Consider the following 11,794-nt stretch of genomic DNA (forward strand, 5'->3'; position numbering starts at 1 on the left):
TCTCGATGTCAGATGTGGTTGGTCGCGATGGACGAGAAGTGCGCTGCGATGGCATCGTCGATTCGGGTCGACAGGCTGACCTCGTCGCAGTCCGCGGGAATCGCTTGTGTGGCGCCGATTGTTCCCGCCCACAGGTTCCAGGCGAGTCGATGTACCGCCGGGGTTTCACGGACGTCGCCGGCCTCGATGGCGCGTGCGACGAGGTCGTCGGTGTTCTCTACCCACCGCAGGTAGGTCTGGTGCGAGCCCTCGATCGAGGGTTCGAGGCTGAGTTTCATTCCGGCCCGGAGGATCTGGTTCGCGTCGAGGCGGCGGGCGAGTATCCGAAAGATCATCTCCACCTGCGCCAGGGCGGTAGATCGGGTCGCTTTGGCATCTGCGAAAGCGTGGTGCACCGCGCGGGACCATTCTTCGATGAGGTTTTGCGCCATCGATTCTTTGGATGCGAAATGGAAGTACATTCCACCTTTGGTGGTTTCGGCGTCGGCGATGACGGTGTTGACGTTGGCGAGTGTGTAGCCTTCGGCGTCGAATCGTGCGGCTGCCGCGGCGAGGAGTTTTCCTCGCGTTCGTTCGGCTTGAGGTTGCAAGGGTTTACGGTCGGCGACGACGTACGTCCCGTTGCGCTCGGTCATCTCACCAGTCCAATCAGGGTCGCTCGGTCTCGGGCGGTGCGAGGACCACCGCTCCGCAGAATTTCGTACAGCTCATTCCGAACGCCCGAGGGCACGACCGTGCGCGGCCCCGTACTCGCCATGCCCATCAGTGAACTCCCTTTTCCCGATCGTGGGCGGCAAAGCCGTCACATCTTTGTCGAGATCAATAGTGCCGAACAATCGAGGACCGTCACGGCCACAAGCTCACAAATCCCCGATCGAGCGAGAGCAGCAGCCTCCGATGTAGCCGACCCCAAGTGTGGCGGCACCGAGAAACCCGACCCGACAGCGACCGACGAAACAGGAGCTTGGGCGTATCGGAATCGACCCAAATGGGTGGCGCCAGTCCCAGGACCCGCGCGAGGTTTCGGTATCGGTGGTCGTGTGTGAATCTCAGACTCGCCTTCGGCCGGACGTCAGATTTTTTTGGTGGCACCCGTCGCCCGCAGTGATTGCCGGACACTTCTCTGCGCGCCGCAAACGTTCGGCCATGTCGAGGACCAGCCCTGCGGACGATTCGGAAAGACCGTCCACGCAGGACAACAAGCGCCGCAGCGGCCCCTGTTCGAGCCGGTCGATGACGGCCGACGCGTCCGTGGACTCGCTGCCGGCCGGCCGAAAAAAGTAGTCGTGATCGACTCCGAAGTAATCCGCAAGCACGGCAACGACATCCGGAGAAGGGCTCGTCCGCAGACCTCGGCGTAACTGAGACAAGTAGGGCCGCGACATACGCCAGCCGCCGGCTGTCAGATCGTCTGCCACCTCTGCTTGGGTGACGGGGTGACCGAGTCGCGGTGAATCCTCGAACAACATATTCAACCGGTCAGCGAACATACGATTCCTCACGTCGAAAAGGCCGAAAACAGTACCGAGCGGAAAACGAGAACCAGGGGCCGACCGCCGCTCGGCACGCCGGGCACGCCGTGTCCGAACGGTTCCACCATGCGGGCACAGAATGCGAATTTCCCTCGACTTATCGCTGCGGTTGCGCACAATGCCCTGAACAGCCGACTCTCCCCTTCCCCGTACCGACGGGCCGTCGGCCGATGCCGGCTCCCCAGCCGCTGAACCTTGGGACTGTATCGGATGAGATCGCGCCGCCCCCCGTTCGCCGGCTGAGACTGTTCGGGGAGGTGGGCCCGTCTTTTCCGGTGCCTCGACGGGTGTGGGTTCAGGTGTTGTTGCGGTGAGCGCGGCGCACCCGGTCGGCGTCGGTGATCTGTGTGCGCCAGTGGTGGGTGAGCCACATTTCGACGAGTTCGGCGGTGGTGTCGGCTTGTCGGGCCCAGTGGTGGAGCAGGTCGGTGTAGCGGGTGTAGCGGGCGACGGTGAACTGGGGGACCGAGGGGTTTTCCAGCCAGCCGTGCTGGAGCAGGGTCGACACGGATTGTTGATCGAGAAGTTGCGGTCGCCAGATGCTGTCGGGGTGGGTGGCCCAGCAGTACAACGAGAACAGTGACGGCCCGACGCCGGGGGTTTTCGGCCATCCGGACCATTGCCGGAACGGGCCGGCGTCGGTCAGCGCCGGGGATCGCTCGCACGCGGCGAACGCTTCGGTGATGACCCGGAACGGTTGATCCGGGGTGCTCGGGGTGCGGACGTCGACGAAGCGCCGTGCCCGGCCCCGGTGCGGGTGCGCGTAGAGCCACGCCGCGCACAGGTAGAGGGCGCTCAGATCCCGCCAACCGTCGACTTCGAAGGTGCCGCTCTCGCACTGAAGATCACTGCGGCTCAGATACGCTGTCCCGGTGTCTATCTGGTGTCCGTCGCGGTCGTGGCCGGCGATCCGCACCGGGATCCGGTGGCGATCGAGGCGGGTGTTCCACCAGTCGAGGTCGACGAGGGCCATGTCGTCGAGCACCGCAAGACCTTGATCGCGGGCGCTGCACCACCGAACGCAGTCGTCGGGAACGGTCAACGGTTCATCACGGGGGTCCATGGGAACATCGTGACAGTACCCACCGACAGTCCAGTGTGTTCGGAATCTGTTGCAGCACTGCATTTTTTCGCGCCGGTGCTCTGGTGTTCGTCGGGGTCGGTGTGTGTCAGCTTCGCGGCGTGGCGCAGGAGTGGTCGTACTTCGTCCAGAACCGTGCCCGCAACCGGTATCGGATCTTCTCGTCCAGGTCGTACTTCTGGGTGACGTCGCAGGCGTCCCGCAGACGTGCGCGGTCGATGTCCGGTGGAATCGAGGGCCGCGCCGCCTGAAGTTCGAGTTGGTCCTCACCGGTCGCGCTTTCCTGAAACGCTGTGAGAACGCGGGAGACGACGTCGTCGATCAGTGGGCCGTGCTCGTCGTTGTCGTCACCGTACCCGTGCGGGTTGTGGGCGGGCGATCCCGCGCCGGTGCGCGGTTCGCAGGCGGCACACCGCCCGGTTCCGCAGCCGGTCAGGTGTTCGGTGCGCCGTAGACGGTCAACCCGGCCCAGTACTCGGGCCAGGTGTGCCGGTGATCTGGATGCTGTTGCAGGTAGTCGAGTTTGGCGTGACGCAACGCGGCCAGGGCGGTCTCGCCGGCGGCGAGACGGTTCCAGAAGGCGATCATGATCGCGCTGGTGGCCTTGTCGTCGATGTTGTAGAGGCCACCGATGACGGTGGTCGCGCCGCGCAGCATCAATGCCAGGGGAAAGCCTCCGATCTCGATGCCGTCGGGTGCGCTGATTGGGGTGTTGCAGGAGGCCAGTACACACAACCGGGGCACGGTCCAGCTGAGGGCTTGGGCGGCAGTGACCCAGACGGTGTTTCCGTCGGCGTCGCGGAGCTTCTTCGCCTGCCCCCAGCCGTGCTCGTCGGCGCTGCCGTGCACAGCCATCGCGAGCAGAGAATACGGTTGCGCGCCGTCGACGGACATCTCGAGGTCGAGATCCTGGTGTGACTCGACCCGCCGGACTCCGTCGAGGGCGGCGAGCAAGGTGTCGAGCTCGGGCCGGGCGTGGGTGAGAGTGTGGTCGTAGAGGGCCAGCGAGGGGGTCGGGGTCCGCTGTTCGTCGAGTGCCATCAGCGACAGGGCGCTGGTCAGTGAGCCGTGGATGCTGACCAGGGCGTGGTCGAGGACAGCGGTGTCGGCGGTGACTGGGAGGGCGTCGAAAGGGATGTGGAAGAACCCGGTGGGCACGATCATCAGCCGTATCGGTGCTTCCGGATTGGTGGCAGCGAGCAGTTCGATCAACGGCTGCGGCAGCAGCCGAGGGGTGTAGTTCTCCCGCCATTCGAACGTGTCGTCGTCGCCGGGATGCAGGTCGAGGGTCAGCCGGGCGACCTCGACTCGATCGGTGAACTGCTCCGTGGGCCTTCCGGAAATGGAGATGGTGACCCTTCGCAGTAACGGCACCCACTCACCGCCGGAGCCGACTGCGTCGGTACCGCGAGACAGCGGGAGGAGCTGGAGGACGGCGGTGGGGACGGCGGTCAGGCCACGGCGGTCAAGAACAGCGGTGGCGGTGGCGGTGTAGAGATGGGACGAGTCGGCCAGAGCCGACAGGGGGCCGAGGACCGATTCGGCGGCCTTGACTGCGGCGGCCCGATCGACGGCGATCTCGTTGGATCGGCCCCGCAGCCCTCGCCCGTTCTCCTTCCCTTTGGTGTCCTCGTCGGGGTTCGTGCCGCTCAAGTCGACGGTGGCAGAGCCGGCGTCCTGCACGGCCAGTGCCGCGGCCCGGATGTTGGTGTCGACGTCGCGGTTGCGGGCCAACTCGGCCAGAAGCAGGCCCACCCGGTCCCGCCGGACGGCTTCCATGATCAGGTCGGCCGCCTCGTGATCGCCCAGGGTGACAGCCAGATCAGCCGCGTCGGTGAACAAGGCGGCGAACTTTTCCGCGATCCGGCGGCGGTCGATGGTGGTGGCGATGGTGAGCATCAGTTCGGTGACGCACCCGATCCCGCGTAGAAGCCGTCGCAATCGTTCGGTCTGTTCATCCGGTGTGGTCTCGGCCACCGCGCGGGCAGCGGCCATCCACGCGGTCGCCTCCGATTCCGGGGCCAGGCTCACTCCCTCGATACGTAGCATCTCCGTGGCGGTGAGGGCTTCGGTCTCGACCCGCACCCAGTCGATGTCGATGCCTGTGGCGGCGGCGCGCCACCACCACTCCGCTGACAGGCCAAGGGTTTTCGCGTGGGCGACGTAACTCGTTCCTAGATCGAACTCGGCGAGCCGTTCGTCGAGGCGATGACGTACCTCGTCGCTGCCGGCCACCCCATGCCGGACTGCGGAGGTGAGCGCATTCTGGGCCGTTGCCCATTGGTAGGCATTGCGGCTCGCGGTCAGCAGGTCCGTGGTCAACTCGACGGTCGGGGCGTCACCCGACATCAAGGCCAACCGTGCTCGACCGTAGAGAAGCGAGCTGACACCATTTCCGGCGAAACCATCCCACGCCGCTTCCGCCACATCCAGGAGGCCTTCCGCGTAGGCCCTGATCTGTGGATCCACGGCGGTGTCACCCGATCGGACGTAGCCGGAGGTGATGGCCCAGGCAATGTTCCCCAGCCAGGTGATCGCGGCCTTCGAGTTGAGCTGACGGTAGTGCGCCACGCAACCCATCAATTCCTCGATCGACGGCTGCCCCTCGAACATTATCCCGAGATCGTCCTTCAGACGGTTCTGCAGCCGTTGATAGCGGAACTCCTGTGCTCGGCTGAAGTCCTGGAACAGGTCCGCGTTCGCGCTCGCCTGGGTATTGGCATGACGCCGGGCAGTCGAGGACTGCGGGTACTGCGCCGCCAGGTCCCTGGACTTCTTCTCCATCCGCAGTACGGCGTGCACGTCTCGACTGCGGCGGTGCAGATGCCCTTCCAACAGCCAGGTATAGGTGAAATTGGTTGGGTCGGCATCGGCGTATCGGCGGGCGTGTTCGCGGGCAATCTCGACCTGCCGCATCGAATGCTCGACGAGGCTGACGTCGCGGTACGCGTTGCAGAGCAACTCTGCGCGTTTGAATCCGATCTTCTCGACGAGGAAGTCACCCAGAAACGGTGCTTCGCGGAGGATTCGAGGTCGTACCTCGTCGCCGACGATCTGGCGGTCACCCGGCTGAATGTGTGTCAGGGCAGCGATGGCGTCGTGCGGCTGATTCACCCTGCGGAGGTATCGGGCGAGTTGGATTTCCACGATGGCCCGATCGACAGGGTCGCCGTGGTCGCCGAGTTCGGTGAGTGCATGCCGGCAGTTTTCGACAGCCTGGATGATTTCACCTCCGGGCGCGACAGCGGTGACCACCTTCTGCTGCGGGAATCGCAGGAGTTGCGTCCACGCCAGCGCCCGTCGCACGTGCGATCGCGCCGTGTGGGACACGGAGGTGAGGTCGAGCAGCAGTTGTGCGGCGGAGCGGACGATGCTCTTACTCGGGACGCCGGGCGGGAACCCGCCGACGCGACGTTCGTGGATCGACTCCGGGGACAGTGCCAGGGCCGCGGCGATGATCGCGGTCAGCAGGGATTCGGCGCGGTCGGGATCGGTGCCCGTGCGGGCCTGGTCGAGTACCTCCCCCCAGGTGGCGCCAGGCGCGGCGTCGATGCTCACGCGGGGCCGGCCAGCACCGAGAGGGTGAGCACCGGGTGGGTGGCTTCGATGCTCGCAGGCAGGATCGCCTTGCCGGACAGCTCGGCCAGACCCATCTGCGCGGCGGCCTCACCACGATCGACCTGGTACAGCGGAATCCGGATGCGGGCACCGTCGCCGTAGTCGATCACCGCGAGGAGCGTGATACCTGGGTCAGGGGTGCTGCGCAGCGGCAACGTCACGCTCACCGCGGTCCCGTCCGCCACCGGGGTATCGGATACAGTCAGCGACAGTGGGCCGACCGCGTCGACGCCGAGGATCGCGGTGACCAGGTCGGGGTCGGTCACCCGCACCTTCCATAGCCGGCCCTCGTCGGCGGTCGCGGCCGCGCGGGTCGAGGACACCAGTCCAAGTTCGGCGGTCCAGGTCGCCAGGACATCGGCGAGGGTGTCGTCGTCGATCCGGGCGTCCCCGATGGCCTCCTGTGCCTCGACGATCGCGCTGGCCCGGGTGAAAGCTCGCTCGGTCATCGCCAGCAGTTCCTCGTCGGAAGGCATCAGAGTGTGGTCGGGGTCGTCGGCGTGCAGCTCGGCGTCGATCAGCGCCAGCAACGCCTCGGCCTCGGCAGCCAGACGTCCGGGGTCGTTGTCGAAGTTCGTCATCGTTGTCTCTTCCTACTTTTTAGAGGGTGGGGGCGTCGGGTGCGGTCGACGGTCGATTCGGGGCCAGCTCAGCCAAGGCGGCCTGCAGTCGGGTCTTGAGCCACGAGCTGAGCTTCTTGACCTTTGACAGGCTCAATCCGGTAACGGCGGCGACCTGCTCGAGGGGCCGGAGGTCACCGTCGTCGAGGTCAAGCAGGGCCCACAGGTGGGGGCGCTGTTCAGCGTCGGGGTAGGAGTCGATCACGACTCCGATGTGGACACGGATCTCGGTGGAGAACACCACTCCCTCGGCGACGTCGCGGGTGACGTGGTCGGACGAGAGGTCGTCGAGGGCGATTTCGAAGCCGGTGTTGACCCCCAGAACAGCCTTCTGTGTCTGCCGCCGCCGATACAGGTCGATGTGCCGATTGGTCAGCACGCGCGTGAGGAAGGCCCGTCCGTTGACCGGTCGGGTGAAGGTGTATCCGATGAGCTTTACGTATGCGTCCTGGGCGAGGTCCTCGGCGTCGGCCCGGTTGCCGCGGGTCAGCTTGAGCGCGTGCGTCATCGCGAAGGCGAGGAGGTCCCTCTGCGGCTCTCCGACGAGTTCGATGTAGGCGCGGTCGATCTGCGAATGCTTCCCCGTCCGGGGAAGCACTCGGGGGAAACCTGACGTCGGGTCTGGCTGATGGGGGTCGTCCATGTATCCGCTCCTCCGTACGCCCACGCTGTTTCTGCGGGGTCTGTGTTCGATGTCGGTCGCTTGCGTGGTGTGTCAGTAGTGACGGATGAATTATGAACTCGGTTCGCCGTGTGCATGCCGATTCACCGGCACTGCCCCTGGCTCTCCAGGTATTGACGACTGATGCCACGTTCGGGTTCGCGACGGGGGATGGTGCGTAAGAGCGGTTGCTGCGGTGTGCAGCACGGGCGGACCGGTGCACGGCCCGGGCCGGTCGCACCCCGCAACAGAGTGCGACCGGCCCCGGCGTCCGGGGGTCTTACTGCCGGGTCAGCACTTGTAGCCGGTGTAACCCTGGTTCTCCCAGGGGCGGACGGACATCAGAAACGCGGAGCACCAGCCGCGGTTGGCGTACTGGCGGGCGATCAGCTGGTGGCCCTTGGCCAGCGCGGTGTAGCTGACGTTGATCTGCCAGGGCAGGCCACCGGGGAGCTTCGGGGCGCGGCCGTTGCCCAAGTCTCGGGTCTCCTGCTTGTCGAGGTAGATGACGCAGCGGCCGTCACCGCAGCGGGGGGTCGCCGCCGAGGCGGTGCCGGTGGCGGCGAGGGTGGCGCCGAGTAGCACCGCGACGGCGATGGTGGCGAGGGTGATCCGCTTGACGATGGTGGCCCACAGGGTGGGTGCCGCGGTCTGTGCGGTGGCGGTGGTGGTCATGGTCTCTCCTGCCGGTGGGGCCTGCTGTTGGCGGGCCGTACATGCAGTGGTGACGAGTGACGGTGCCGTGCGGTTCGCGCAGCGGGAAGCCCACCGCCGTCATGAACACCGATCCGTGCGCATCCTGCGCTGAGCGACACCCGTTGCGCGCCTTGGTGCGATCTGTGTCAGAGGCTGCCTCCGGCAGCGGGAGTCCGTCGGCATCGCCTGACCGAGGTTCCCGCAGACGGATCACCCCGCGCGGTCCGCGAACCTCAATCGAACCCTCACTCGTCCTTTCCTGCATGGGCGACGAGGACGAACGGGGAGAACAGCGATGACCAAACGCAGCCGTGAATGGGACACCGTGATCAAGGCGATCGCTACCGCAGGGTGGTCGTACCGGCCTTGCAAGCACGGTCTCTACGTCTACCCGGCGGACCGCGCACTCCGCCCGGTCACCGTGGCCGGCACCCCGGGTGAGTTCCGGTCACTAGCTAACACCCGTGCGCAGCTGCGGCGCGCGGGGCTGGCCGGGATCTGACTGGTTGGTCACCGGTCAGATCCCGAACCCGACCGCCAGCTCGGCCGTCAACATCGACGACGGCCTTCGGTCGTCGCCCGGGGACAGCCCGGGGACAGCCCGGCCCCGCGTCATTCGACCGCGCAGCGGGGTTTCCACCGTCTACACCCCGCCTTCCGTCGAACGCGGCACGAGAGAGGACAAAACCCGTATGATCCCCATGTTCCATTATCGGATCGCCGATCCTGGTAGTGACGATTTCAACCAGTGGAAAAAAATCCGGACCCAGTTGTACCTCGAGGCCGGGTTCATCGAGTCCGACAGCATAAATCCAGGCATCGGAGTGTTCACCGACGAGTACGACGAACACTCAATCCACCTGTTGGCCTCCGACGCCGCCGGCCAGCCCGTGGGGTGCTGCCGGATGATCGAAGGCGGGATGAACACCCTTCAGGTCACCACGCAGTTCGACCTCCGGGTACCCCACTACTCCTGTGAAATCTCTGGAACAGCGGTGTTCGAGCCATTCCGCAAGACGTTCGCGACACTCGGCTTCTACCGCGCCCTCATGCATCTCGCAGAAGAACGTGGTTACGAGTACGCCTACATGGAGGTCGAGGAACCGTTCCTGGCCGCGCTTGAGGTCCTCGGACTTCCGGTGGAAGTCGTCTCGGAACCGCGGTGGGTATACAACACCTACAACGTGGCCGCGCTCGTCAGAGTCAGTAGCATCGCCGCATCCCTGACCGAGGCCGATAATGCTCGAGGAGGAACCACATCGTTCGGTGAGTACTTCCGCCGGCCGTTCACCTGGACGCTCGCCTCGCATGACATTCTGCCGCCCGCCCACACCCGCGTTCGTCATGATGTCTGAGTCCCCGCTGTCGCGGAATCGCGGCCTGATCTCGGATTCCGAGCAGAATCGACTTGCGGGTCTGTCCAGAAAACGGTGTAATTGATTGGTTTCTAACTACTTTCGTCCGGCAGACAGCCGTCCGTCGAACGTTATCTCGAAGGCATTCAGTGCTGCCTTCCATCGGTTGGACCAGCGCCTGCGGGCGGTGCCTTTGGGATCGAGGCTCATGATGGCCAGATACACGCATTTCAAGGCCGCGGCATCGGTCGGAAAGTGTCCACGGGCCTTGACAGCCCTGCGGATTCGAGCGTTGACACTCTCGATGGCGTTGGTCGTGTAAATGACCTGCCGGATGGCGTTGTCGAATTGTAGGAACGGCACGAACTCAGCCCAGGCGTTAGTCCAGAGCCTGATGATCGCGGGATAGCGTTTCTCCCATTTGTCACTGAACTCTGCGAATCGGTCGAGCGCGGCCTGCTCCGACGGAGCCGTGTAGACGGGTTTGAGGTCCTTGGCGATCTCGGACCAGTCCTTGCGGGAGGCATAGGCGTAGGTGTTACGGAGAAGATGGACCACACAAGTCTGCACGATGGTCTGTGGCCACACTTGCTCGATCGAGTCGGGTAGATGCTTGAGACCATCGCACACGACGATCAGAACATCCTGCACACCACGGTTTTTCAGCTCGGACAACACCCGAAGCCAGTACTTCGCTCCCTCCCCGTCGCCGTGCTCACCGACCCACAATCCGAGGATGTCGCGGGTGCCGTCGACAGTCACCCCCATCGCGACGTAGATCGGCCGGTTAGCGACGTTGCCCTCGCGGATCTTGACGTGGATGCAGTCGATGAACAACACCGGGTACACAGGATCCAACGGCCGGTTCTGCCACTCGGCCATGCCTTCCATCACCCGCTCGGTGATCGTCGAGATCGTCTGCTTGGACACATCAGCTCCGTACACCTCGGCCAGGTGTGCAGCGATCTCACCGGTCGTCAAACCCTTGGCCGACAATGAGATCACCATGTCCTCCACGCCCGACAGCCGACGCTGCCGCTTGGCCACGATCTTCGGCTCGAAGGAGGAATCCCGGTCACGGGGCACCTCGAGTTCGACCGGGCCGGCCTCGGTCAACACGTTCTTGGCTCGTCTGCCGTTGCGGGAGTTGCCGCTGCCCCTCCCTGCCGGGTCGCTCTTGCCGTATCCGAGGTGGTCGTCCATCTCGCCTTCGAGCGCGGACTCCACGACTAGCTTGGTCAGCTTCGACAGCAATCCACCATCTCCGGTCAACTGCAGCCCTTCGGCTCGCGCCTGCTCGACCAGCTCTTTGAGCCGCGCATCGCTGATACCCGGCTGAGCCGAGTTCGTCTCTGTCTCACGTTCAATCACGTCAGTCATAGTGGCGTATCTCCTTTCAGAGTTACACCGTTGTTCTTACAGTCCCCGACTTGCCGGGGCACGGGTACTGGTGGCGGGTGTCGGTGGTGTGGGAGGACGGGTCGCTGAGACCCTGACTCGACTCGGAGTCGGAACACTCGTGCTTGCCGACCCGGACACCTTCTCGGTCACCAACCTCAACAGGCAAGCCGCTGCCACGACCGCCACATTGGGCCGAAACAAGGCCGAAGTCGTCGCCGAACTGTGCCGAGGGATCGGCACCGGCGCGATCGTGGAGGTGGTTCGAGAAGGAATCACCCCGGACAATGTCGAGGACTTGGTTGCCTCGTCGGACTTGGTGATCGACGGCACCGACTACACCGTTCCCGATGTGGGGCTTCGGCTGGCTCGAACGGCACGCGGCGCCTCCGTATCTGTCGTTCTGGCCGTCGAGATCGGATTCGGGGTGTGGCACACAGTGATCCCTCCGGACGGAAATCGCTTCGAGCGGCTTCTCGGCTTGGCCCCCACCGTCACCTTTGATGACCTGGCATCGAGACGAGTCAGTGTCCCCCTCTGGCGGTGGGTATTGAGCATTCCCGCCTACATCGGTATGGACGTGCTCGCCCACGTCGAGCAGGGGCACTTGGAAGCGCCCGCTGTGGCTCCGGCCGTCGAACTCTCTGCCGCGGTGGTTTCGACGACAGCCATATCGCTTCTGGTTGGCCGACGCCCGCCGGCATCGGCTCCGCGTGTCCACCACTTCGATGCACGGACAGGCAAGGCGAAGACATTGCGCCCGTCGCGGGTGCGCTTCTATCTTTCTGCGGCCATCGCCTCGATTGGTCGATCGGTCGGCTGAACAAGGCGGT

General features: G+C 64.9%; 12 protein-coding genes. 4 read left to right on the plus strand and 8 right to left on the minus strand.

Translation table 11 applies throughout. The features are described from left to right. Positions 1-8 precede the first annotated feature (8 nt). The 3 genes from EHW12_RS31520 to EHW12_RS34840 all read right to left on the minus strand — a co-directional run bounded on the left by EHW12_RS31520 (position 9) and on the right by EHW12_RS34840 (position 2,595). Positions 9-635 carry a TetR/AcrR family transcriptional regulator gene (locus tag EHW12_RS31520; RefSeq protein ID WP_125053147.1) on the minus strand — a complete coding sequence of 209 codons (627 nt, stop codon included), beginning with the start codon at positions 633-635 and terminating at the stop codon, positions 9-11. 414 nt (positions 636-1,049) lie between these two features. Further along, complete coding sequence (locus EHW12_RS34835) at positions 1,050-1,490, minus strand: helix-turn-helix domain-containing protein (RefSeq protein WP_241199208.1); 441 nt, start codon at positions 1,488-1,490, stop codon at positions 1,050-1,052. A gap of 337 nt (positions 1,491-1,827) precedes the next feature. Beyond that, the gene (locus EHW12_RS34840; protein ID WP_164490655.1) at positions 1,828-2,595 is read right to left on the minus strand and encodes a hypothetical protein; all 768 of its coding nucleotides are present in this window, start codon (positions 2,593-2,595) and stop codon (positions 1,828-1,830) included. Between the two features lie 130 nt (positions 2,596-2,725). On the opposite strand from EHW12_RS34840, the gene EHW12_RS34845 reads away from it, so the two are divergent. After that, the gene (locus EHW12_RS34845) at positions 2,726-3,067 is read left to right on the plus strand and encodes a hypothetical protein (protein WP_206434866.1); all 342 of its coding nucleotides are present in this window, start codon (positions 2,726-2,728) and stop codon (positions 3,065-3,067) included. Here the strand turns inward: EHW12_RS34845 and EHW12_RS31535 are convergent. The 4 genes from EHW12_RS31535 to EHW12_RS31550 form a co-directional block, all read right to left on the minus strand. Then, complete coding sequence (locus EHW12_RS31535; RefSeq protein WP_125053151.1) at positions 3,046-6,171, minus strand: CHAT domain-containing protein; 3,126 nt, start codon at positions 6,169-6,171, stop codon at positions 3,046-3,048. The two genes, EHW12_RS34845 and EHW12_RS31535, sit on opposite strands and share 22 nt — an antisense overlap. After that, positions 6,168-6,812 (minus strand): hypothetical protein, encoded by a 645-nt coding sequence (locus tag EHW12_RS31540; protein ID WP_073513676.1) that lies wholly within the window; start codon positions 6,810-6,812, stop codon positions 6,168-6,170. Before EHW12_RS31540 ends, EHW12_RS31535 begins: the two co-directional genes overlap by 4 nt. Positions 6,813-6,831: 19 nt before the next feature. Next, positions 6,832-7,494 (minus strand): sigma factor, encoded by a 663-nt coding sequence (locus EHW12_RS31545; protein ID WP_125053153.1) that lies wholly within the window; start codon positions 7,492-7,494, stop codon positions 6,832-6,834. A 309-nt stretch (positions 7,495-7,803) separates the two neighbouring features. Further along, a complete protein-coding gene (locus EHW12_RS31550) occupies positions 7,804-8,187 on the minus strand; it encodes a hypothetical protein (RefSeq protein ID WP_073513678.1) in 384 nt (127 codons plus the stop codon). Positions 8,188-8,503: 316 nt separating this feature from the next. Here EHW12_RS31550 and EHW12_RS31555 point away from each other — a divergent pair, with 316 nt between their 5' ends. Further along, positions 8,504-8,710 carry a hypothetical protein gene (locus EHW12_RS31555; protein WP_073513679.1) on the plus strand — a complete coding sequence of 69 codons (207 nt, stop codon included), beginning with the start codon at positions 8,504-8,506 and terminating at the stop codon, positions 8,708-8,710. 190 nt (positions 8,711-8,900) lie between these two features. Next, positions 8,901-9,563 carry a GNAT family N-acyltransferase gene (locus tag EHW12_RS31560; RefSeq protein WP_125053155.1) on the plus strand — a complete coding sequence of 221 codons (663 nt, stop codon included), beginning with the start codon at positions 8,901-8,903 and terminating at the stop codon, positions 9,561-9,563. Between the two features lie 96 nt (positions 9,564-9,659). Here EHW12_RS31560 and EHW12_RS31565 read toward each other — a convergent pair whose 3' ends face one another. After that, positions 9,660-10,943, minus strand: a complete 1,284-nt coding sequence (locus EHW12_RS31565; protein WP_125053158.1) for an IS256 family transposase — start codon at positions 10,941-10,943, stop codon at positions 9,660-9,662. Between the two features lies 1 nt (position 10,944). On the opposite strand from EHW12_RS31565, the gene EHW12_RS31570 reads away from it, so the two are divergent. Further along, positions 10,945-11,784 carry a ThiF family adenylyltransferase gene (locus tag EHW12_RS31570; RefSeq protein WP_265155526.1) on the plus strand — a complete coding sequence of 280 codons (840 nt, stop codon included), beginning with the start codon at positions 10,945-10,947 and terminating at the stop codon, positions 11,782-11,784. The last annotated feature ends 10 nt before the right edge of the window (positions 11,785-11,794 follow it).

The sequence above is a fragment of the Rhodococcus sp. NJ-530 genome (assembly GCF_003860625.1).
Lineage (GTDB): Bacteria > Actinomycetota > Actinomycetes > Mycobacteriales > Mycobacteriaceae > Rhodococcus_F > Rhodococcus_F qingshengii.